The 21,056-nt window shown below is 59.1% G+C and carries 22 protein-coding genes, 1 tRNA gene and 1 riboswitch; of the genes, 12 read left to right on the top strand and 11 right to left on the bottom strand.

The genetic code is table 11. The annotated features are described in order from the left end of the window. The first annotated feature begins 244 nt into the window (after positions 1–244). Both ACILSR_RS03020 and ACILSR_RS03015 read left to right on the top strand, forming a co-directional pair. The gene (locus tag ACILSR_RS03020; RefSeq protein ID WP_395748245.1) at positions 245–1,477 is read left to right on the top strand and encodes an argininosuccinate synthase; all 1,233 of its coding nucleotides are present in this window, start codon (positions 245–247) and stop codon (positions 1,475–1,477) included. A gap of 238 nt (positions 1,478–1,715) precedes the next feature. Next, on the top strand, positions 1,716–2,279 hold the full coding sequence (locus ACILSR_RS03015; RefSeq protein ID WP_395748244.1) for a hypothetical protein: 564 nt from the start codon (positions 1,716–1,718) through the stop codon (positions 2,277–2,279). Positions 2,280–2,315: 36 nt separating this feature from the next. Here the strand turns inward: ACILSR_RS03015 and ACILSR_RS03010 are convergent, their stop codons facing one another. Together ACILSR_RS03010 and ACILSR_RS03005 are read right to left on the bottom strand one after the other, a co-directional pair. Continuing rightward, positions 2,316–2,750, bottom strand: a complete 435-nt coding sequence (locus ACILSR_RS03010; RefSeq protein ID WP_395748243.1) for a hypothetical protein — start codon at positions 2,748–2,750, stop codon at positions 2,316–2,318. A 6-nt stretch (positions 2,751–2,756) separates the two neighbouring features. Next, positions 2,757–3,980 (bottom strand): right-handed parallel beta-helix repeat-containing protein, encoded by a 1,224-nt coding sequence (locus ACILSR_RS03005; protein WP_395748242.1) that lies wholly within the window; start codon positions 3,978–3,980, stop codon positions 2,757–2,759. 181 nt (positions 3,981–4,161) lie between these two features. On the opposite strand from ACILSR_RS03005, the gene ACILSR_RS03000 reads away from it, so the two are divergent. Both ACILSR_RS03000 and ACILSR_RS02995 read left to right on the top strand, forming a co-directional pair. Beyond that, the gene (locus tag ACILSR_RS03000; protein WP_395748241.1) at positions 4,162–5,253 is read left to right on the top strand and encodes a lipid A deacylase LpxR family protein; all 1,092 of its coding nucleotides are present in this window, start codon (positions 4,162–4,164) and stop codon (positions 5,251–5,253) included. 199 nt (positions 5,254–5,452) lie between these two features. After that, positions 5,453–6,484, top strand: a complete 1,032-nt coding sequence (locus tag ACILSR_RS02995; RefSeq protein ID WP_395748240.1) for a ThuA domain-containing protein — start codon at positions 5,453–5,455, stop codon at positions 6,482–6,484. Between the two features lie 63 nt (positions 6,485–6,547). Here ACILSR_RS02995 and ACILSR_RS02990 read toward each other — a convergent pair whose 3' ends face one another. The 5 genes from ACILSR_RS02990 to ACILSR_RS02970 all read right to left on the bottom strand — a co-directional run bounded on the left by ACILSR_RS02990 (position 6,548) and on the right by ACILSR_RS02970 (position 10,612). Continuing rightward, complete coding sequence (locus ACILSR_RS02990; RefSeq protein WP_395748239.1) at positions 6,548–7,078, bottom strand: hypothetical protein; 531 nt, start codon at positions 7,076–7,078, stop codon at positions 6,548–6,550. Between the two features lie 35 nt (positions 7,079–7,113). Continuing rightward, positions 7,114–7,755 (bottom strand): HAD family hydrolase, encoded by a 642-nt coding sequence (locus ACILSR_RS02985; protein ID WP_395748238.1) that lies wholly within the window; start codon positions 7,753–7,755, stop codon positions 7,114–7,116. Positions 7,756–7,884: 129 nt separating this feature from the next. Next, positions 7,885–8,595, bottom strand: coding sequence for a phosphate signaling complex protein PhoU (phoU, locus tag ACILSR_RS02980; protein WP_395748237.1), 711 nt, complete (start codon positions 8,593–8,595; stop codon positions 7,885–7,887). A gap of 30 nt (positions 8,596–8,625) precedes the next feature. Continuing rightward, a complete protein-coding gene (locus ACILSR_RS02975; RefSeq protein WP_395748236.1) occupies positions 8,626–9,495 on the bottom strand; it encodes a UDP-2,3-diacylglucosamine diphosphatase in 870 nt (289 codons plus the stop codon). A gap of 1 nt (position 9,496) precedes the next feature. Further along, positions 9,497–10,612 carry a glycosyltransferase family 4 protein gene (locus ACILSR_RS02970; protein WP_395748235.1) on the bottom strand — a complete coding sequence of 372 codons (1,116 nt, stop codon included), beginning with the start codon at positions 10,610–10,612 and terminating at the stop codon, positions 9,497–9,499. Positions 10,613–10,789: 177 nt separating this feature from the next. Between ACILSR_RS02970 and ACILSR_RS02965 the strand changes: the two genes are divergently transcribed. From ACILSR_RS02965 to moaA, 3 genes are read left to right on the top strand one after another with little or no spacing between them, the layout of a single operon-like run. Continuing rightward, the gene (locus ACILSR_RS02965) at positions 10,790–11,491 is read left to right on the top strand and encodes a response regulator (protein ID WP_395748234.1); all 702 of its coding nucleotides are present in this window, start codon (positions 10,790–10,792) and stop codon (positions 11,489–11,491) included. Beyond that, positions 11,488–12,747 (top strand): sensor histidine kinase, encoded by a 1,260-nt coding sequence (locus ACILSR_RS02960; protein WP_395748233.1) that lies wholly within the window; start codon positions 11,488–11,490, stop codon positions 12,745–12,747. Before ACILSR_RS02965 ends, ACILSR_RS02960 begins: the two co-directional genes overlap by 4 nt. Before the next feature lie 33 nt (positions 12,748–12,780). After that, entirely contained in the window at positions 12,781–13,779 is a 999-nt protein-coding gene (gene moaA, locus ACILSR_RS02955) for a GTP 3',8-cyclase MoaA (RefSeq protein ID WP_395748232.1), read from the top strand. 214 nt (positions 13,780–13,993) lie between these two features. Here the strand turns inward: moaA and ACILSR_RS02950 are convergent, their stop codons facing one another. Next, a complete protein-coding gene (locus ACILSR_RS02950) occupies positions 13,994–14,563 on the bottom strand; it encodes a hypothetical protein (RefSeq protein ID WP_395748231.1) in 570 nt (189 codons plus the stop codon). Between the two features lie 272 nt (positions 14,564–14,835). On the opposite strand from ACILSR_RS02950, the gene ACILSR_RS02945 reads away from it, so the two are divergent. Continuing rightward, positions 14,836–15,228: a hypothetical protein gene (locus ACILSR_RS02945; RefSeq protein ID WP_395748230.1), complete on the top strand. Its 393-nt coding sequence runs from the start codon at positions 14,836–14,838 to the stop codon at positions 15,226–15,228. Between the two features lie 273 nt (positions 15,229–15,501). Here ACILSR_RS02945 and ACILSR_RS02940 read toward each other — a convergent pair whose 3' ends face one another. Further along, complete coding sequence (locus ACILSR_RS02940; protein WP_395748229.1) at positions 15,502–15,897, bottom strand: SMI1/KNR4 family protein; 396 nt, start codon at positions 15,895–15,897, stop codon at positions 15,502–15,504. Between the two features lie 143 nt (positions 15,898–16,040). Between ACILSR_RS02940 and moaC the strand changes: the two genes are divergently transcribed. From moaC to ACILSR_RS02920, 4 genes are all read left to right on the top strand, one after another. Beyond that, positions 16,041–16,487, top strand: a complete 447-nt coding sequence (gene moaC, locus ACILSR_RS02935) for a cyclic pyranopterin monophosphate synthase MoaC (RefSeq protein ID WP_395748228.1) — start codon at positions 16,041–16,043, stop codon at positions 16,485–16,487. Between the two features lie 89 nt (positions 16,488–16,576). Continuing rightward, positions 16,577–16,810: riboswitch (cobalamin riboswitch) on the top strand. A 53-nt stretch (positions 16,811–16,863) separates the two neighbouring features. Continuing rightward, positions 16,864–18,759 (top strand): TonB-dependent receptor plug domain-containing protein, encoded by a 1,896-nt coding sequence (locus ACILSR_RS02930; protein WP_395748227.1) that lies wholly within the window; start codon positions 16,864–16,866, stop codon positions 18,757–18,759. Positions 18,760–18,781: 22 nt separating this feature from the next. Beyond that, positions 18,782–19,558 (top strand): helix-turn-helix domain-containing protein, encoded by a 777-nt coding sequence (locus ACILSR_RS02925; protein WP_395748226.1) that lies wholly within the window; start codon positions 18,782–18,784, stop codon positions 19,556–19,558. A gap of 141 nt (positions 19,559–19,699) precedes the next feature. Next, a tRNA-Val gene (locus tag ACILSR_RS02920) sits at positions 19,700–19,774 on the top strand. A 492-nt stretch (positions 19,775–20,266) separates the two neighbouring features. Here the strand turns inward: ACILSR_RS02920 and ACILSR_RS02915 are convergent. Together ACILSR_RS02915 and ACILSR_RS02910 are read right to left on the bottom strand one after the other, a co-directional pair. Then, entirely contained in the window at positions 20,267–20,620 is a 354-nt protein-coding gene (locus ACILSR_RS02915) for a hypothetical protein (protein ID WP_395748225.1), read from the bottom strand. Positions 20,621–20,669: 49 nt separating this feature from the next. Beyond that, positions 20,670–21,011: a hypothetical protein gene (locus ACILSR_RS02910; protein ID WP_395748224.1), complete on the bottom strand. Its 342-nt coding sequence runs from the start codon at positions 21,009–21,011 to the stop codon at positions 20,670–20,672. Between the last annotated feature and the right edge of the window lie 45 nt (positions 21,012–21,056).

The raw sequence follows: 21,056 nt of genomic DNA, 5'->3' as shown, positions 1-21,056 counted from the left end.
GTCCCCGCCTTCTTGGGAAGCGGAGAGTTGATGCTTGTATTCTGGAGACAAATCCATGTAATTTCGTGAATAAAGCCATCTTAACCATACCAATTATAATTTCAATAGAAAGAAGGGATTTATTTAACTTTTCCTAATCACCCCGTTTTTATCCCCCCAAAATCGCAAAAAAAGGTTCACTCCGAGGCTCGACACACCAGCGAATTCCCTTATCCTCGGCACCCCCCTCAAAAAAGTGGCACTCATGAGCAAAAAAATCGTCCTCGCATACTCCGGCGGCCTCGACACCTCCGTCCTTCTCTCCTGGATCAAGGAAACCTACAACGCCGAAGTCATCGCCTTCTGTGCCAACGTCGGTCAGGACGACGAACTCAAAGGTCTCAACGCCAAGGCCAAGAAGACCGGTGCCTCCAAGATCTACATCGACGACCTGCAGGAGGAGTTTGCTTCCGACTTCATCTACCCGATGATCCAGGCCGGGGCCATCTATGAAGGCGAGTATTTCCTGGGCACCAGCATCGCCCGCCCGCTGATCGCCAAGCGCATGGTGGAGATCGCCAAGGCCGAGAAGGCCGGATTCATCGCCCACGGTGCCACGGGCAAGGGCAATGACCAGGTGCGCTTTGAACTGACCGCCGCCGCTCTGGCGCCGGAGATTGAAATCATAGCCCCCTGGCGCGACGAGCGCTTCCGCACCGAGTTTCCCGGCCGCGCCGAGATGATCGCCTACTGCGAAAAGAAAGGCATCCCTGTGCAGGCCAGCGCGAAGAAGCCTTTCTCGATGGACCGCAACCTCCTGCACATCAGCTACGAGGCGGGCATCCTGGAAGACCCGTGGTTTGACGCCAGCGACCCGAAGTACAAAGGCTACTTCAACACGCTGTCCGTCTTCCCTGAAGACGCCCCGGACAAGGCGGAAACCGTGATCCTCGAATTTGAAAAGGGCAACTGCATCGCCGTGAACGGCAAGCTGCTCTCCCCGCTGGGAGTGATGAAGATGCTCAACAAGCTGGGCGGCAAGCACGGCGTGGGCCGCGTGGACATGGTGGAAAACCGCTTCGTCGGCATGAAGAGCCGCGGCGTGTACGAAACCCCCGGCGGCAGCATTTTGCACTTCGCCCATCGCCAGATCGAAAGCCTCACGATGGACCGCGAAGTGATGCACCTGCGCGACAGCCTGATTCCGAAGTACGCCACGCTCGTTTACAACGGCTTCTGGTACGCACCAGAACGCCTCGCGCTGCAGGCCCTCGTCACCGAAAGCCAGAAGAAGGTCAGCGGCACCGTGCGCATCAAGCTCTACAAGGGCAACATCATCCCCGCAGGCCGGAAGAGCATCTTCAGCCTGTACAACCCGCAGATCGCCACGATGGAAGCGGACCCGACGAAGGCCTACAACCAGGACGACGCGACCGGCTTCATCCGCCTGAACGGCCTGCGCCTGAAGACGGGCGCGATCCGGGACCGGAAGAAGTAAGACGACGCGAGTTCAACGCTCAAACCTTTCAACGCCGCAGAGGAGACTCTGCGGCGTTGTTTGTTTTCTGTATTTGCTGGTGTGCGGTCAGCCAAGGTTTGAGAGCATTTGTCATGGCGAGGACTGGTCTAAAATTCGGGTGAGATTTATCGAATGGTTTCAGACTTGGAAAGGTGGTCCAGAGATGCCAGGGCACAGATCGCTGGCGCTTTTTCTGCCAGATCTTAAGCTCGGTGGCATGTCGCCTCGCATCGAGATCAACAGGAGTGCCGTCGAAGGCGGGATCAGGACTCTGCTGGGCAGACGCTCGCGGCGTGCATGGCAGGTGGTGATTCTACTGGTGATTCTGTCCGTCCCCGGCGTGTATGCCTGGAGAGCGAACGGAGACGGAGCAAAGCTGACCGTCGGGGACCAGTCGTATCCGCAGGCAGCAGTGCTTTCCGCGAAGGTCTTTGCGCTGCTAGCGGTGACTACCATGATCGCCGTGCCGCTCATCATCATCCAGCGAAGTCACGAGCGAAAAATGATTCTGGACATGGGTGCAGCCTGGGAAAAGAGATCCGGAGGCAAGAGTGTGGTAGAAATCTTGGGCGACCAGATCCGCCACCAGGCCCAAGGAGAGGAAAAGCTCATCTCGCCCCTGGAGGTCAGAGATCTTTTGGAAGGGAAACGGTATGCGGTTCTTGTTTGCGCGGATGCGACATCCCAAGAGAGCTTCTTCTTTGCGGTGGACCGAAAAGAAGAGGAGTTTGTGGAGGCTCTAAAGAAAATGAGCCCGCAAATTTCGCGGTCGTTTTCTTGAACAGGCACGCTCAGGCCCCCCCTGCCCTGCCTTGGCCTACCAAAGCATGAAGCCGGTCTCGCCAGCGAGGCGGACGCGTGCATTAAACATCATGATCAGAGCGCCGATGCCGTAGGTCAGATTGGTCATTCCCATCCAAAGAGGGATGGCAGAGAGCGGCAGGAGGGAGGTGCGCGGAGGGATGATGGCGGGATAGATGCGGTTGAGGAAGAAGACTCCCGCTGCAGTCGCGGCCAGAAACACGAGCGCCAGCAGCCAACGGCAGCATCTGCTCTGGCACATGAAACCGTACATTGCCGCCAGACTGGCGGCATACCAAACCAAGGCACCGGCAAACCAGGAAAACAGCTCGTGAAACAGAAGCAGCGTGATGACGACAGAGCCAAGAATCATATGCGTCCACATGATCTTGCGCGTGAAGTCGATTTCTTCACGGTTCCTGGTTCCACGATTGCGCTGTACATCAAGCATGCAGCATCACTGTGGGGTTGGGGCGCTTTCGTCCATGTTGTCTTTGATGAGGATGCCTGTCTTTTGAGGAAAGGCGAGCCACGGGCTGCCTTTGGGCATCTTACGTCCGCAGTCCATACAAAGGTTTGACGTAATGAGTACATTTTTCACAGCGCCCTCGCCCCAGATGGCGGGCGTGGAAAGCCCCGAGAAGGTGTTTCCGGTGAGCACCATGCCATTCACGCCGGCCTCCAATTTCACGCCGGTGCCGGCGTCGATGCTCATGGGCTGCGCACCTTCGACCGGGCGTTTGTTTTGTCCCGCTCCAATGAATGAATTGGTAAAGGTGTTGCCTGAGACGGTGTTGCGCTCGGACTCGGCGGAAGCGCGCACGGAGAACTGGTGCACGAGGACGAAGGTGTTGGCGCTGAGGGTGCAGCCGCAGGCGTCCCGAAGATCGATGCCGCCCTGCAGGTGATGGGCTATGACGTTGGCGCTCAGAGTGATGCCGTAGCAGTCGCGATCCAGGATGATGGCAGTGCCATTGCACTCCTCAATCATGTTGCCGCTCACGACGGAGCCGTAGGTGTTCTCAATGATGATGCCATTTCCAAGATGGTCATCAATGTTGTTGCCGTTCATGCAAAGATTGAAGGCGTCATAGCAGTGCAGGGCGTCCTGGTTTTCCTCAAAGTGGCAGGCGTTTACGATGATGTCGTGGCCGCCATGGATCTCGATGCCGCTTTTCTTGTTATAGGTAAGAATGCAGTCCGCGACGCGCGGGTCCTCCGTGCAGTTCTCCATGTGAATGCCGTGGCCGCCGTGATGGTCGATGGAGACGCCTTCAAAATAGATCTCCTGGATGCCTTCGGCAAAGACGCCGTCTCCACTTTGTGCCGTGCCGCTGATGCGAAGGTCTGCCATCTGTACACGCCACAGTCGGGCCTTGGCGTCTTGATCGAGGTTCGGGGGGCGCAAGATGAAAGCGGGCTCTCCCGTGGCGTTTTCATTGACGATGTGAGTAGCCGCACCGCTGCCAACGATCCGGGTCTCCGCAGTCTTCACCCGCAGCGGCTGCGTGATGACATAACGCCCCGGCGGTATGGACAGGAGTCCTCCGCCCTCAGGCAGGGAGTCCAGCGCCGCCTGCAGGGAGGGATAATTGGAAGCATCCACGGTGGTCACCGGGGGAATAGTCTGGGCATGCAAGAGAACTGCCGACGCCAGGAAGACGGAAAGAAGCGATCTCATCCCAAACAAACGTAACGGTATTAAGTTTTCCCTCTCAAAGAGGATACTAAAATTTAGTTCATGGCGCTTTTTGCTCCAACGAGCCGCAGTATTTCCAGAAAAAATCTGATATTCCATACATCCAATTAGTTTCTGCTTTTCGATAGACGGCAGTCGAAAAGTTAAATTAGGTTTCCCGATTATGAAAAACGCGCTCATTCTCCTCGCCACCATCAGCCTTCCCTGTCTGCTGCAAGCGCAGATAGCGGAGGACGTGGAACCCGCCCCTGTTGCTCCGCCAGCCATGAGTCCTGCGCAGGTGGCTCCGGACCTAAGTCCGGCGCATTTCGGCGCATTGACGTTTTACTTTGAGAATGATGCCTTTGCCGGCACGGACCGCGACTACACCAATGGCGCACGCATCAGCTGGACCTCGCCGAGCCTGAACAAGTTCAGCGACGACACCGCCGCGGGTGGTGTGGCAGGATACTTTGACGACGCCCCGTTCATGGGTGACTCCGGCTACACACGCAATGTGGCGGTATTCATCGGTCAAAGTCTGTTCACGCCAGTAAACACCAAGACGAACATGCTGGTGCCCAACGAGCGCCCCTATGCCGGATGGCTCTACGGGGGTCTGGGGCTGGTGTGGAAAACGCCGCGGGTAAAAAACACCTTTGTGCTGAACCTCGGTGTGGTGGGCCCCTGGGCCATGGGGGAGGAGACGCAGCATGCCGTGCATCAGGCGCTGGGACAACGCTCTCCGCAGGGCTGGGACAACCAGCTGCGCAACGAGATCGGCATCAATGCCTCCTATGAGCGCAAGTGGCGCTTCCGCAGCAATCCTGAAGGCAGCGGTCTGGCCTGCGACTTCCTCCCCTATGCCGGGGCCACGGTGGGCAATGTCTATACGCTGGCAGATTTGGGCGGCGAGTTGCGATTTGGCTACAATCTGCCCGATGACTTTGGCACCAGCGGCATCAGTGATGCAGCCACCACGCCGACGCCGGTGGAAGGCATGGGCGCCAGAACCTGGATGCACCGCTTTGGCGTGCATATGTTTGCCCGTGCTGAAGGACGCGCCGTGGCCCGCAACATCTTCCTGGACGGCAACACCTTCCGCAGCAGCCACTCGGTGGACAAGAATATCTTCGTCGCGGACCTGTCGGTGGGCATGGCCATGAACTGGCGGAATTCGAAGCTCAGCTACGCCTTCATCTACCGCACCCGCGAGTACAAGGGCCAGGCGGAAGGGCAGCTGTTTGGCTCGGTGATGCTGAGCATTTTCTTTTGAGCGGATTCTCGGTTCGAAGTTCCTGGTTGCTGGTGATTGGTTCGAGGGCTTCGCGGCGCATCAGGTGCCGCGAAGCCCAACCAGCTGAGCCGACAGAGGCTCTGTGCGTAATTTGCGGCGAGATACAGCAGGCTTTGCATTTACCACACTTTCCGGCTGCAAAAGGTCTTCAGCACGCCACGTTTGCCTTCTCCCACCCATGATCAAACGCCTCACGCTCCTCTTTGCAGCCGCGCTTTCCCTCTCCGCCCACGCGGAGCCCAAGAAGCTCCTTGTCGTCACCGTCACCACCGGCTTCCGCCACTCCTCCATTGAGACCGCCGAGAAAGTCCTCGCCGAGCTCGGCCAGAAATCCGGTGCTTTCACCGTCGATTACGTGCACCAGCCCGACGGTCAGCCGAAGAACCCTGGCAAGGCGCCGGAGCGCGGCCCGAAAGACACGGATGAATCCTTCAAGGCCAAGGTCGAAGCCTACAGCAAGGCGTCTGCTGACTTCAATGAAGCCAACAAAGTCTGGGGCGACAAAATCAAGGCCTACATGGCTGAGAAGATGGCGCTGGATAAAATCAAAGGCTACGACGGTTTCGTGTTTGCCAACACCACCGGTGATCTTCTTCTGCCTGACCGCGAGGGCTTCATCAAGCTGATCGAAGGCGGCAAGGCCTTCATCGCCATGCACTCCGGCTCGGACACTTATCATCCCTTCCGGGGCTACATCGACATGCTGGGCGGTGAATTTGAAACGCACAAGTCCCAGGTGGAGATCCAGCCCATCGTGCATGATCCCGCACACCCCATCACCAAGACCGTCCCCGTTGGCTGGAAAGTCTTTGACGAGATCTACATCATCAAGACCTTCGACAAGACCAAGGTGCATGGACTGCTGGGACTGAACAGCCACCCGAACCTGGAGCAGATGCAGGCAGAGGCGGCCCAACGGAAAGAAAAGAAGGTCGAAGATCCGAAGAAGGATGCGGACCTGAAGGATGTCGAAGCCCAGAAGGGCCGCTACTACCCCGTCTCCTGGTGCAAGGAACTCGGATCTGGCCGGGTGTACTACAACTCCCTGGGCCACCGCGAAGACGTGTGGGACCCCACCTGGAAAGCCGATACCAAGGACCGCAAGAACAGCCCTGAGATCGCCGAGACTTATCAGGAGATGATCCTGGCGGGCATCAAGTGGGCGCTGAAACTGGAAGAGGGCGTGTCTACTCCAGGTAACATTCCGTGAGGCTGAAGTCAGCTTTGTCAATCAAAGGGCGCTGTGGTGACACAGCGCCTTTTTTCTGGTGTGCTACAGCGTCGATGGTGGCAGTCCGCCCGATGGCAGCGGTCCGACCGGCATCGGTCCCGGCGAGCCGGGTGGCAGGGGCGGTGGCACAGATCCAGAAGGTGAAACGTATCCAGGAGGTCGAAGGGGGACGCCCGTCAACATGTTGTAGCAACCACCTTTGCCAAGGGTGGAAGCTTCCTGATCTTGGAGGGCCATTCCCACCAGGGTACCAGCATCGAAGGCGATGGAACCTGCGGCCACGGCGTTCATGGATATCAGCGCGGCCTTCAGCAGTTTCCTTTTGAGAGGATGACCTTCCGGCAGCACCGTCACATCAATCGGCTCGCCATTCAGATATTGGAAGTAGGTCACGCAGGGGCTTTCTTCGGTGCTCGCCAGCAGCTTGCGGCGCTCCTCCGTATTCATCATCGAGAGATTGTGCACGTTCTTCTGGCACACGTCGCAGAAGCGCGTCTTTTCATCTCCCTGCATCTGCGCCCAGAGCTTGGGGCAGTTGAACGAGAGGGCCGGAAAGTCAGCGTTGGAGCTCATTCGGAAAGGAAACCCTGTTTTCGACTCACTATAGCCTAAATCAACGCAAACTGCACGCGGGTATAATCCAACACCTCGGGACAGCTGGGTTCGAAGGGGTGCGGGCGGGCGGCGGTGATGGCGACGACATCGCAGCCCGCTCGGCGGCCGGCTTCGATGCCTGCGGGGGCGTCCTCGAAGACGAGGCATCGATCGGCGGTGGTGCCGAGAAGTCGGGCGGCTTTTTGGTAGCCTTCGGGGTCCGGCTTGCCGTAAGCAACCTGCTCGGCGGTGACCATGACTTCAGGGATGGGCAGCCCGGCGGCGGTGAGACGGCGAATGGCGAGTTCACGACCTGCAGAGGTCACGACGGCCCAGCGATTGCTGGGAAGGCGGGTGATCAGTTCCTTTGCGCCGGCAATGGCAAAGATGCCTTCGACATCGGCAATCTCCATGGCTTCGACCTTCCGGCTTTCCTCCTCCACATCCGTTCCAAGGATGGCAAAGGCACGCACGGTGTCGATGGTGCGCCGCCCGTGGGACACGGCCATGATGGGGGCGGAATCACGCCCGTGGGAGGCGGCCCAGTCGCGCCAGACACGATCCACCACGGCCCGCGAGTCCAGCAGGGTGCCGTCCATGTCGAAGAGGACGGCTTGGTAGGGGCGGGAGAGGTGGAGGATGGGGGAAGAAGACATTGCGGTGTGGTTTGGCGAGGCAGAGCATCACAGGCCAGATTGCCGGGCGGAGCAGCAGGAATGCGGCAAGAACTTCAGCGGGCGCTGGAGGGGACGCTTTCCAGAACGAGCTGAAGCTCTTGACTACTTTTACAAACCTGAAACGGCTGCGGCGGCGGCGACTTCGGCGCGCTTGTCCTTGCTGAAGCGGATGTCTTCAGCGCGCTCGATGAAGATCGTGTCTTCGCAGATGTTCTTGGCGTGATCACCGACACGTTCGAGGAAGCGGGCTACGAAGATGAGGTGGATGTAACCTTCGAGCTCGGCGTGCTGGGATTCCATCACGGAAATGATTTCGCGGTCGAGCGCCTTTTCAGCGGCATCGAGTTCCTTGTCCAGCAGACGGGCGGCAGCGGCGGCATCGGGGTCGGCATTGAGGAAGGCCTGGAGGCTGATGTCGAGATTGCGGTCGCAGAGCGAATAGACGGGCTGGATGAGCTTGATCTCGGGGAACTCGGGGAGGTTGTTGATGATGCGGGCGCGCTTGGCGATGCTGGAGGCCTGGTCGGCGATGCGCTCAAGGTTGTTCGCCACACGGATGGTGCCCATGACCTGGCGCAGGTCGTGCGCGGTGGGCTGAAACTTCACGAGGATCTGCATGCCGAGCTTGTCCACGTTCTTTTCCAGTTCGTTCACATCCTGGTCCGCGGCGATGGCGGCATTGCACAGGTCGGTGTCTCGCTCCAGCAGGCCGCGCATGGCACTGGCGAGATTCTTGCGCGCCATGCTGGCCATGGCGAGAACGTCGTCACGCAGCTTGTCGAGCGAGTGGTTGAAACTGGAGAGGATGTGATCTTGCATGATGAAGAATGAACTAGTGTGACAGTTTTGCTACATGGGAATTGGGGAAGATTCCGCTGGCTGGGAGTCTTCCTCGACCTCGGCGGCGGCCCCCTTGGGATCACGGCTGGTGCGCTGGCAGAAATCGAGGTAGCCGATGATCTCAAAGGTGCCGTCGAGATGCTCCACGAGTGCGGTCATGGACTCGACCCAGTCGCCGGAATTGAGGTAATGCGTGGAGCCGACCATCTTGTTGTCAGCCTTGTGAATGTGCCCGCAGATGATGCCGATGCAGCCGCGCTGTTTGGCGAGGTTTTGCAGCTGCTCCTCATATTTGCCCACGGCGCCGATGGTGGACTTCACCTTCTGCTTCACCCAGGCGCTGAAGGAGAAAGGCTCCTTGCCGCGCAGCCGGCGGTAGCCGTTGTAGAAGCGGTTGATGCGGAGGAGGAAATTGTACCCCAGACCGCCGAGCTGGGCCAGCCAGGCGTGATTGGTGCTGACGGCGTCAAAGCCGTCCCCATGCACCACGAGGTAGTCGCCCCTGGGTGTGTGGTGGATGTGCTCGTCCGTGATGATGAAGTGCTCAAACTGGATGGGAATGAAGCGGTCCAGCACGTCATCATGATTGCCGCGGAGGTAGATGATGTCGGTGTTTTCCTTCTCCATCTTGCGCAGCACCGTGCGGATGAAGTTGGTGTGGGCTTTGTTCCAGCCGCCCATGCGGCGGAGATGCCAGGCGTCGATGATATCGCCATTGAGCACCAGCTTTTCGCAGAGGCAGTTCCGCAGGAAGTGGGAAGCCTGGGCGGCCTTGCTGTCCGGCATGCCGAGGTGGACATCGGAGACAAAGATGGTCTTGAAGCGCAGCTTTGACTTGCCGGTGGCGGGATTCAGAACTGGCGCGTCGTCATTCATCATTTCAATCAATCATGCGGTGCATCACGGATGCCAGCTCGTGCTCGAACTGCTCAATGACGCGCTCCCAGCCCAGGTCAAAGGCGGACTGGCGCGCTGCGAAGCGCAGTTCGTCATTCCGCCATTCGGAAGCGGCCACGCGGGTTTGGGCCAGAAATGCGGCCTCTTCATTGAAGGGGGCCAGCCAGCCGTTCTGCCCGGAGCGGATGAGCAAGCGCGGCGCGGCGTAGTCATAGGCCACCACGCCGAGACCGGCGGACATGGCCTCCAGCACCACGTTTCCAAAAGTTTCCGTGATGCTGGGAAAGAGAAACACATCGCCCGAGGCATAATGAGCGGCGAGGTCCGTGCCCGTGCGGGCGCCTGCATAGATGAAATCCGGGCGCTCCTGCTGGAGGGACTCCAGGCGCGGGCCATTGCCCACAATCACCATGCGAGCGGAGGGCTGCACCTGCTTGAACTCATCGAAGGCACGCACCACCAGCTCCAGATTTTTTTCCGCAGCGACGCGGCCCACGTAGAGGGCCACGGGTGTGTCTTGGTCCGCACCCCAGGTCTGGCGCAGGGCGGGATCCCGCCGCTTGGGGTCGAAGAGTTCCGTGTCCACCCCGCGTCCGAGGACGCCGACGTTTTGGATGCCCCAGCGCTCGAGCATCGCTGCAGTGTCCACGGAAGGGGTCAGGGTGCGCGCAGTCTGGTTATGGATGGCCCGCAGGACACCCTGGGCCACCGTTTCCATGCCGGGCAGGTGGTAGTCCTCCAGGTAGTTTTGAAAATTGGTGTGGAAGCCCGAGACCACGGGGATCTGGCGTTTGCCGGCCGCACGAATGGCGGAAATGCCCATGAGCGTCTCAGTAGCGACGTAGAGGGCGTCCGGCTTGTAGCTGTCCAGGATCTCCAGCATCTGGCGGGTGGAGGCAAAGCCAAAGCGGAGGCCCGGATAGCCCGGCAGCGGCATGGAGTGCATGACGTGGCGCTTCAGACCGTCGTCCCCTTCCACGGTGGTCACGACCTGCACCGTGTGCCCCCGGCGCTTCAGCCCCGCCCCGAGGGTATGGAGCGTCCGCGCCACGCCATTGATGTCTGGCGGGTAGGTGTCTGTGACGATGAGAACCCTCATGATGGGAGATATTTAACGAAAGCTGGATGAAGCGCATCCACGAAAGCACACCAACTTTGACTCCGTGACGAATCCGTCACGCTTCAATATTGGGAAGCACGCAAGTCAGTTGCGATGTGTCAGCTTCGTTGCCATCATCGGTTTGCCGGTGGTGCAGCCACGCCACAAAGCCACTTCATGAGCAAGATACTTATCGTCGAGGACGAATCGGACATCGCGGAACTCATCTCCATGCATCTCAACCGCGAGGGGCATGAGGCCATCTGCGTCAGCAACGGCCTGCAGGTGATGCCGACGGCGCTGGCTCAGCAGCCGGAGTTGATCGTGCTGGACCTGATGCTGCCCGGGCTGGACGGCATGCAAATCTTCAAACGCCTGCGCGCAGACACCCGCACGGCCACCATCCCCGTGATCATCCTCACCGCCAAAGGCCAGGTGACGGACAAGATCGCCGGCCTGGAACTGGGGGCTGACGACTACCTGACCAAGCCCTTCAGCCCGCGCGAGCTGTACCTGCGCATCAGCGCGGTGCTGCGCCGGGTGAAGAAGGTCACCCACGTTTCCGAGATCCAGCGCGGGCGCTTCATGCTGGACCGCAAAAACCTGAAGCTCTTTCTCGACGGCACCGCCCTGGACCTGACCACCATCGAATTCAAGCTGCTGACCACCCTGATGGAGAACGACACCGCTGTTCACAGCCGCGCCGATCTGCTGCGGGATGTGTGGGGCTACAACAGCGACGTGGCCACCCGTACCCTGGACACCCATATCAAGCGTCTGCGTGAAAAACTGGGTGCAGCGGGCGATCATATCGTCACCATTCGCGGCACCGGCTTTCAGTTCCAGACGGAGCTAAATGCCGCCTCCCAGCCTGCATGACCTCCCTTTCCTTCTTCCTCGCCTTGCTGCTTGGCATCTGCCTTTTTGCCTGGGCGCGACGTGAGAAGTACTGGACCAAACGCTGGGAAAGCGTGGCCAAATCTCTCGGCATGAAGGCGCGGGATGCCGAACTGCTGCCCACCCATGCCACCGCAGTTTTGAATGCCCGCCTGCATGCCGAGCAGCAGGCGGAGCAGCGCCGGGTGTTTGAGTCCCTGCTCGATGAAATCAGCCAGGGGCTGGTGCTGGTGGACGCCAATCTGCGCATCCGCTACGCCAATGCCCCGCTGAAGAAGCTGCTGCACCGCCACGAGATTCACGCGGGGCGCTCCCTCATGGAAGAAGTGCGCGACCACCAGATCTCCGATCTCGTGCAGGAGGCCATGCAAGAAAAACGGCACGCCACCCGCCGTATTCAGATGCTGCCGTCGGACGTGGGCGCCGGGTCAAATCTAGGCGGCCGGTACTTCAACGCCGAAGCCGCGCCCCTGGCTGCCGATGTCGGAGGTGGTGCCTGGCTCATGATTCAGGACGTGACAGAGTCCGCGATGACCGAGCAGATCCGCCGGGACTTCGTGGCCAATGCCTCGCACGAACTTCGCACCCCGCTGACGCTGATCAATGGCTACATCGAAATGCTGCAGGAAGATGCCGGCAAAGCCTCGCCCGTGATGAAACGCAGCCTCGACGTGATGGAAAAGCATGGCAAGCGCATCGCCCGCATCATTGAGGACATGCTCGCCATCTCCCGCCTGGAGGATGCCAGCAGCACGCTGAACATGGAGCCCTTTAACGTGCGTGACTGTGCCCGCGATGCCGCCGACCACCTCGCGCCGATGCTGGAAGGGAGGGACACCCGCATCGAATTTCATTTCCCCAAAGACGGCGGCCTCCTCACCGGCGACCGCTTTTACTGGGACCAGATCTTCACCAACCTCATCGAAAACTCGCTCAAGGAAAACACCAAGCCCGGCCTCGTCATCCGGGTCTCCGGGGAGTGGCAGGACAAAAGCTGCGTGCTCAAAGTCAGCGACAACGGCATCGGCATTCCCGCCCACGATCTGCCCTTCGTCTTCAAACGCTTTTACCGTGGCAACAAGCACCACTCCTCCACCCAGGTGAAAGGCACCGGCCTCGGCCTCTCCATCGTCAGGCGCGCCGTGGAGGCCCACGGCGGCAAGGTCGAACTCGCCAGCTCCCCCGGAATCGAGACCACATTTACCATGACTCTGCCTTTGCAGCATACGAAGGCTTGAGCACATGCGTAGAGTGTGGTTAGAAACCTCCCTGTGGAAGACCTCTTCGGCCATCGCATCTCCTACCTGCGCGTCTCCGTCACCGACCGGTGCAACGAACGCTGCCGTTACTGCATGCCTGAAGAGGAGCAGACCTGGTTCGCCAAGGAGGAGACGCTGAGCTACGACGAATTGCTGCGCGTCGTCCGCGTCGGGGCCGGCCTCGGCATCAAAAAGATCCGCGTCACCGGCGGTGAACCCCTCACCCGCCCCGGCGTGGCCGGTTTCTGCGCCGAGCTCGCCAAGATCCCGGGCATTGACGAAATCGGTATCTCCACGAATGGCACCCTGCTGGCCAAACTGGATGGCGGCGTCACCATCGCCGAGCACCTCGTCAAAGCCGGAGTCCGCACCGCCAATATCTCCCTCGACTCCCTCGACCGCGCCGTCTATCAACGCACCACCAGCCGCGACCTCCTGCCCCGTGTGATTGAAGGCGTCGATGCCGCCATTGCCGCCGGCTTCCAGTCCATCAAGTTCAACTGTGTCCTCATGAAGGGCCAGACTGAGAGTGAACTGCCCGCCCTCATCAACTTCGCCCGTGAAAAAAACGCCCTGCTGCGCTTCATCGAGCTCATGCCCGTGAGCACCCAGGAAGTGCTCAGCGAGGACAACTTCCTCCCCATTGGCATCGCCAAGCAGCTCGTCGAGCAGACCACCGGCCCCCTCATTGCCTCGCCCGATTTCAAAACCAACGGCCCCGCCGTCTATCACCACGTCCCCTCCACCGGCCAGAAGATCGGCTTCATCGGAGCGATGACGAACCTGCACTTCTGCGAGAACTGCAACAAACTCCGCCTCACCTGCGACGGCAAGCTGCGGCCATGTCTTGGGAGCTTCCTCGAGTTCGATATCCGCAGCGTCCTCCGCGCCGGCTGTACCGACCCCGAACTCGCCGCCTTCTTCCAAAACGTCGTCGCCCGCAAACCCAAGGAACACGACTTCCGCCACAACTACCAGCCCAACCGCCGCATGATCGCGATCGGGGGGTAAGTTGGAAAGCAGCGTACGAAAGTCGCGAGAGCGTCCCCGGAGTGCGCGCGCTTCAGAGCCGCTTTCGAATATCCAAAGGCCCACGCAAAGCTCCAGAGCACCTGGAGCATTGATTCGCTGCGCTTACCCTCCCGGGCAACCTTCGGTTGTCTACCTCCGCTGCGCTCTGGTTCCAAAACGCACAGCGCAAGCGTAGACAATAGGTGCGGCGACTTTACTTTTTTGGCGGGACTTCACCCCATTTCCCCAGCAAAGCTTCAACCTTCCACCGCCTCAAAATCTTTTCCACCAAGGCATGCGCAGAAGCCACATCAATCCCTGGCGATGTAGGCTCACCACGCACCCACTCCTCCACCGTGGCATCGTCGGTCATAACGTAAACCTGACACAGCCTGGTTTCATAAGAATAACGCGCCACACACGTTTCAAAAGATGTCCCTTCTCCATCAGGACTCGGAAATGGCCGACCCGTCGGAAAATTATCTGACTCCACCAGCGGGCCTTGAGGGCCACGCTCAATGGATTTGGCGAAACGCCCACCGACATACGCCCATCCAACGGACGAAGCATCGTATCGGTCATTTCTCCATTCCTTCTCGACCGGCCTCAACCCAGCCTTCTCTCTCTCAACCTCCAACTTGGACAACGGATTGATTGGCTCCAGTCTCAGATTCATTTTTCCAGGCGGCGCGTCAGGACGGTCTTTGCATCCTGCAGCCACAACACAAAACCCCGCCACAGCGACGACCTGCACCCACCTCGGGAAATGGTTTTTGTGTCTCATGGAAATGGGCAGGTTTCCGAAAATGCTTCTGTTGGAACTCTCTCTGTCTCATCAAGACTTCCACCGGGCATCTTTTTCCCGTGGTTAAAAAACACAAGTTTTAAAACGTCCCTGGCCTAAACGGGGGGCTACTCCGCCCCCACAGCAAGTGGGCCCAAAGCTCTTCAAGACGACAAAGCTCGACAAACTCCGCCAAACCATGAAATGATGCAGGAATCCCCCTGAGCCTTGCTGCAAAATCTTCGACTGTCAGGCGCACCCTCATCCGACTTATGAGAACTTCGTTGTTCATCCTCCCCCTTCTTTCGACAGCGTGCGTCACTCGCGCGGAGGAAGCACCGCCCTATGCAGGCTACCAGCAGGATCTGGCCCTTCTCCGCAGCACCCGCCGCCTCCCTGCGCCGGTGCTCAACGCATCCAGTGGTGAAGCATGCCAGGCGGCGGCGCGTCTTTTCAGCAAGGTAACGTTCGTGGGACTCAGCCGCGAGCGCGTGCATGCCATTCTCGGTGATCCCAAGACCATCAGCGATTATGGCGTCGCTCAATCACCGGAGCCCGACAGCTCGCTGAAGTACCGCTTCGACACCGGCTACGGCGGATGTGAGTACGTCATCGAGTTCCGCGCCGGAGTCGCCATCAGCCTCAAGACGAACAGCATCGATTGAATCTAGCGACGGTCATAGCCATCCACACCTACTCAATACCGAACTTTATATTGGCGGATGATTGCAAGCTGTGAAGTGCTTGAGCGCGATGCGCGTTAGGCGCGACAGCGTCCTGGAGTGCGGTCGCGCAGCGAGGCACGAGCGCAGCTACCGCTTTCGGCAGGCCTGGTAAACACACGCAGTCCATCACCCTTCTCCAAAGCAAACGCTAATCGGCAGCCACATTCTTAGCTTGCTTCGCACAGGTGCCGTTCATGGCAGGCACTTTATACGTCACCTATCGGACACAACGATGCGATGAAGCATCTCGCCGAATGTATCAGCGACCATTCGTGAAGTGGTCTTCCCTCCATAATAGTTGATGTAGTGAACAGCACCTCCGCGATCAATCACGTAGAGGTTTCCCAGCACACAGTCGGCAACAGGCAACACACCATCTTCCTTTAAATCAGTGCATATTTCCAATGTGGATAGCACAGACCCGGCATCTAAGAAGGCAGAAATGGGCAGTTTCGGGTCTCCATCAATCAATCCGCCCACATACGCACCTCCATATAGACAGGCAAAGTCCCTGTAGTCCGTGGGCAACGTTTGCCCAAGGACTCGCTCGACTGTCGCAAGGTCCGTCTCCGTGAATGGAGTGGCTGGTTCGATTCGTGGATCTAGCATTGGTTTTCTTCTCGGAATTGTGAAGCAACGCTCTAAGGATGAAAGATAAAATCACAGGACCCCCGTCCGCAAATTTCATCATTGCGGCTTTGTCTTTCCTTCGTCATTCGGATTTACTCATTCGTCATTCAATTCCCCACCCCATGCCCACCCTCACCCACCTGAATCGCAAAGGCGAAGCCGCCATGGTCGATGTTTCTGCAAAGCCGCCGCTGCGGCGTGAAGCTGTAGCGGAAGGACGCATTCTGCTTCAACCTGCCACGCTGGATTTGATACGCAAAAACCAGGTCAAAAAGGGAGACGTGCTGAGCATCGCGCGCATCGCGGGCATTCAGGCGGCGAAGCAGACGCAGTATCTCATCCCGCTGTGCCATCAGATTCCGCTTAGCAAGGTGCAGGTCGATTTCGAACTGCGTGCCAAGGCCGTGCACATCACCGCCACGGCGATCACTGTGGCTCCGACGGGTGTGGAAATGGAAGCGCTCACCGCGGTGAGCGTGGCCGCTTTGACGATCTATGACATGTGCAAGGCGGCTGACAAAAAAATGCGCATCGAGGGCGTAAGGCTCGTGAGCAAGACGAAGGGCTGAGGCGCTTCAGATTTCTGGTTGCCCAGGTTCTGCACGGAGACTATGAAAAGGCATGGCGGAGCGCCCCAGTGTGCTCCGTTTTCTTTATCTGCACGTCGTTCACACGCCGTGCAGCCGTTCGCAGATGCAGGGAAGGCCGTGAGAACCGGCCACAGTGGCGCTGCGGTATCGGGTAACGACCCTCCATTCGTGTCCTTCACGGACATGGAGCAAAGCCAATCGGGAGCAATCCTTGGTGAAGGCGGAGGCGAGGAGCAATGGCGGTCACACGCCATCGCGCAAACCCGGAGTCCGAACATCTCGCTGCGAACACATCATCCGACCGCCCATTGGCGCGCCCGGATGATTTCATCGAACCAATGAACAACCCAACGACATGTACACCCAGAAACACTCGGGTCGCCGCCTATGTGCAGCGATCACGGTGGCGCTCCTAGCCGCCATTCAAATCAGCGTGGCTCAAACGCCCACGCAGACTCAGACCAGGAAGAAGACCAAAGAAAAAGAAATACCCGAAGTCGTCATCACTGCGACGATGACGGAAACGGAATCCTGGCGCACCGCCAGCAGCGTCACGGTCATCGACCGCAAAAAGATCGAGGAGAACCAGTACCGCTTCGCCGTCGATGCCCTGCGCAACGTACCAGGCGTGGCCATCGCCACCCCCGGCATCCCTGGAAACGTGGCCACCGTGCTGACGCGCGGCACCGCCACGAAGGACACCGCCGTCATGATCGATGGCCGGCCCATCCCTGGGAACCTCGCCGGCTCTTTCAACCTCGAAACCATGGCGCTGGACAACGTGGAGCGCATCGAAGTGCTGCGTGGTCCCGCCGCCAGCCTCTACGGTGGGCGCACCATGGGCGGTGTCATCAACATCATCACCCGCAGTGGCAAAGGCCTGGAAAAGCCGAAGACCACCGCCTTTTTTGAGACGGGCAGCTATGGCACCTTCCGCGAAGGAGTCAGCTCCATCGGTGCCATTGGCAATCTCGACTGGGGCCTCGAAGTCAGCCGCACGGACATCGACGGGCAGCGCCAGAATGGCCAGTTCCGCCAGACAAACGTCGCCGGAAAGGTGGGCTATCAGCTCGCTGACAGTCTGCGCTTTGACCTCGACACCCGTTACTACACCGTGCAGAGCGGTACGCCGGGAAACATCTACGCCGTGGACCCGGACGCGCAGGTGCTCTCGGAATTCTGGAGCATCTCCCCGCGCATCGTTTGGGAAACCACGGACCGCTGGACGCAGTCCCTCACGTTCTCGCACAGCGAGTTCCGGCAGGTGGCCACCGGTATGGGCGGCTTCTTCAGTCCCAACAACCGCACCAGCTCACGCACCGACTTTTTGGAATATAAGAGCGTCGTGAAAGTGACGGACCAGTGGACCATCACCGCAGGCGCTTGGTTCCAGGATCAGAAGATCAGCCGCTACAACGACACCGCGCAGATGCTGGACATCTCGCAGGCGCAGACCAACTACGCCTTCTTCGTCCAGTCCCAGGCAGAGCTCTTCAAGGGCTTCAACCTCATCAGCGGCATTCGCTACGACAAGTACTCGGACTTCGACAACGCCCTCACCTGGCGCGCCGGGGTCAGCTACCTCATCCCCAAGGTAAACACCGTGCTGCATGCCAACTACGGCACCGCCTACACCCCGCCGACACCGCAGGATCTCACGCCCGTTTTTGGCGGCAATCCCAATCTGGTGAACCCGGAACGCAGCCGTGGCTATGAGTTCGGGATCACGCAGCCGCTGTTTCAGAACAAGCTCTCGCTGCGCGCCACCTACTTCCACAATGACCTGCGCAATACCTACCAGTACCTGCCGCCGTTCTTCATCCCTGTGGCCGTAGGCTCCGCCACCACGCAGGGCCTGGAGAGCGGACTCGACTGGAATCCCTGCGCGATGTTTGGCGTGAACCTGAGCTATACCTATCTGGGGGCTTACGACAATACCAACGCCGCACGTCTGGTGCGCCGCCCGCGCCACTCCATCTCTGCAGGCTTCCGCTTCCAGCCCGTCCCCGCGCTGACCTTCAACCTCAATGCCCTCTACGTCATCGACCGCGAGGACTTTGATCCCGTCACCTTCGCGCAGCGCGATCTCGAGGACTACCTCAATGTGCGACTCTCGGCCAACTACCGTGTAAACCAGCACCTCGAACTGTTTGCGCGTGTCGAAAATCTCCTCGGTCAAAAGTATGCGGAAATCCCCGGTTTCCCCGTTATGGGCACCGGCGCCTATGCCGGGCTGCGTTTGCGCTTTTGATCCTCATGGCTAACACTGGGGGGTGAGCAGTCCCACGTCACACCCTGAATCCCCTGCCGCACTGCGCGAACGGTTCATCCGCCGCGTCAGTGCGGACAGCCCCTTCTACCGGCTGTTCGACCACCTGCCGGACGTGGCCTTTTTTGCCAAGGACAGCGACTTTCGTTTCATGTGCGCCAGCCGCCGTTTCATGGACCGCTTTGGCATCACGGAGGAAGCCGGCATCGTGGGCAAAAATGACTTTGACCTCTTCCCTGCCCGGCTGGCCGAAAACTTCCGCCGTGATGACGAGCTCGTCCTGAGCACCGGCAAGGCCCAGCTCAACATTGTGGAACTCTTTTTCACCGACCAGGGCCTGCCCGACTGGTTCGTCACCAACAAGCTCCCGCTGACCGATGCCAAAGGCCGAGTCATCGGCATCATGGGCACCGTGCAGAGCTTTGAGGGCAAGAAGCAGATGCTGCAGCCCTACCTGCAGATTGACCGTGCGCTGGCCTACATCCGCGAGCACTTCCGCACCGGCGTTTCCATCACCGAGCTGGCGCAGATCGTCCACCTTTCCCCGCGCCAGCTTCACCGTAAGTTCGTCGAAACCTTCGGCGCCAGCCCGCAGGCCTTCATTATGAAGCTGCGCATCCAGGCCGCCTGCGAGTCCCTGCAGCGTGAAGGTGCCAACATCTCCGACGTCGCCCGTGATCTGGGCTTCTGCGATCAAAGCGCGCTGACTCATCATTTTCACCGGCACATGGGAATGACGCCGCTGCGGTATTTGCAGCAGTTCCGGCTAAGGCGGGTGTAGAAGGGAGACCATTTGGAACCCCTGCTCGGGGCCGCTGGGGGAAGCGTGAGCGTGAGGGATCGGGATGATCCCTCTCCTATCTTGCAATTTCTGGTTGCTCACACCGCAAAGCCCTGTTACAGACTCCGCCCCACGATTTTCGCGCGATTAGCTCAGTGGTAGAGCATTGCCTTCACACGGCAAGGGTCGCAGGTTCGAACCCTGCATCGCGCACCATCTTCCTCATTCGCCACGTCGCGATGTTCTGAGGATCTTGGTTCAAGATCAACCTTCTGAATTGGGTCAGTCTCCATGTTTAGTGAGACATCTCGCGAGGATCTTTCGTGGCAAGACGAAGATGCCTGCAGCAATAGCTGCTACAGTCGCAAGAATCTGCGGCCAATAGGAATGGACCATGAACGAAAAAAAGCGGTGAAGATGTTCGGACTGAGTCTGAGACCCCATGGACCAGGCCCCCCAAGTCGTGCTGTCGGTGAATCCCCAGCCGAATAGTGCCACAAATCCAAGGCAGACAATCGGCACGAGAATAAGCAACGTCCCAACGACTGTTCGGATACGTCGAGAGTTGATTGTCGTCATTGGTAAACTCAGGGGTTGGTCAGACGTCTGAGCCGTGGCAAGGCGAGTGCAAGAGTCGGGTCAGTGGTGCTGACTAAGCGAGAACTGGTTCGTTAATGAAGGCGCTCACGTGAGACGCTAGCCTGAAGCTCAACCTGGCACCCAATCGCCAGCAGAGGTTTGGAGATAGTAACGGACGCGGAGGGGCGGCTTGCTGAGTTCGACGATTTTTCTCAAGTCGGGCAGGTCACTTTCAGAGGCCAGGACCCCGTGAATCATGAGGCAGCCGCCTTCGCCGGTCCAGCTTCCCGCCTGCACTTCGGCAAAGCGCGCATCATGCTGCAGCAGCACATTGATCACAGGCGCATGGCGGGCGGCCGCTTTCAGATTTCGCATCTGCTGCGTGATGGGATAGCCCGACTGGATCACCCACAGCAAGCTCAGGACGATCAGAGAAACGACGGTGTAGAAGGGTTTCCGAAACGATGAGCCCGGCTTGTTCATGACGGAAATGTTTCATTCAAACACCCGCCGTCAAGGAGGACCTGAAATGTTAGACCTGGGGAATCAACTCCCCTTCCCGCACGAGGCTGCCACGTTGCAGCAGAAGCTGGCCCTGCTTAATGGTGAAGAATTCGAAATGCGGGTCCACCTTGTCATCATCGATCTCACAGCGCAGCTCGCCTTCGGCATCCTCCAGCGTTTTGGCGACGGCCATGAAGAGCTTTCGGACCTGATGATCGCGCTCGCGGCCCATCCAGGAGAACTCGAGGGATTGCAGGGCGAGGTCCACTTCGATGCCGGCTTCGGCAAAGAGGTCGTCCAGGTAGTCTGCTTTCTCCCGGGAGAGAATCTTGAAGGTAAAGTATCCGTCGTAGGTTCTGATTTCGCTCATGCAGCGCATGCTTGGCATGCTTTTTTCCGCAGGCCAATCGTTTAA

Source organism: Prosthecobacter sp. (assembly GCF_044222565.1).
In the GTDB taxonomy this organism is placed as follows: Bacteria; Verrucomicrobiota; Verrucomicrobiia; order Verrucomicrobiales; family Verrucomicrobiaceae; genus Prosthecobacter.
The sequence above is the reverse complement of the archived record's forward strand: the minus strand, read 5'-3'. Positions and strand labels throughout refer to the sequence as shown.